Annotated in this window: 5 tRNA genes; all 5 read left to right on the top strand. The window is 55.5% G+C overall.

From position 1 onward, the window contains the following. The first annotated feature begins 2 nt into the window (after positions 1-2). The 5 genes from SB773_RS30085 (at position 3) to SB773_RS30065 (ending at position 451) form a co-directional block, all read left to right on the top strand. Positions 3-76: transfer RNA gene (locus SB773_RS30085), tRNA-Pro, on the top strand. A gap of 14 nt (positions 77-90) precedes the next feature. Further along, a tRNA-Ala gene (locus SB773_RS30080) sits at positions 91-163 on the top strand. 20 nt (positions 164-183) lie between these two features. Then, positions 184-260, top strand: a tRNA-Met gene (locus SB773_RS30075). A gap of 4 nt (positions 261-264) precedes the next feature. Continuing rightward, a tRNA-Ile gene (locus SB773_RS30070) sits at positions 265-341 on the top strand. Between the two features lie 17 nt (positions 342-358). Then, positions 359-451: transfer RNA gene (locus SB773_RS30065), tRNA-Ser, on the top strand. The last annotated feature ends 3 nt before the right edge of the window (positions 452-454 follow it).

Genomic DNA, 454 nt, shown 5'->3' with positions numbered 1-454 from the left:
AACGGGAAGTGGCTCAGCTTGGTAGAGCACCTGGTTTGGGACCAGGGGGTCGCAGGTTCAAATCCTGTCTTCCCGATATTTTCAAAATATGGGGCCTTAGCTCAGCTGGGAGAGCGCCTGCCTTGCACGCAGGAGGTCAGCGGTTCGATCCCGCTAGGCTCCACTTATTTGAATATAACTTATGGCGGTGTAGCTCAGCTGGCTAGAGCGTACGGTTCATACCCGTGAGGTCGGGGGTTCGATCCCCTCCGCCGCTACCATAAAGGACCTTTAGCTCAGCTGGTTAGAGCAGACGGCTCATAACCGTCCGGTCGTAGGTTCGAGTCCTACAAGGTCCACCACTCAAAGTTCATATCTCGGAGGTATACCCAAGTTCGGCTGAAGGGATCGGTCTTGAAAACCGACAGGCGGCGAGAGTCGCGCGGGGGTTCGAATCCCTCTACCTCCTCCATTT

Source organism: Bacillus sp. SIMBA_074 (genome assembly GCF_046534555.1).
In the GTDB taxonomy this organism is placed as follows: domain Bacteria; phylum Bacillota; class Bacilli; order Bacillales; family Bacillaceae_G; genus Bacillus_A; species Bacillus_A mycoides.
Note: the sequence above shows the minus strand (reverse complement) of the source record. Positions and strands in the feature narration are given on the sequence as shown.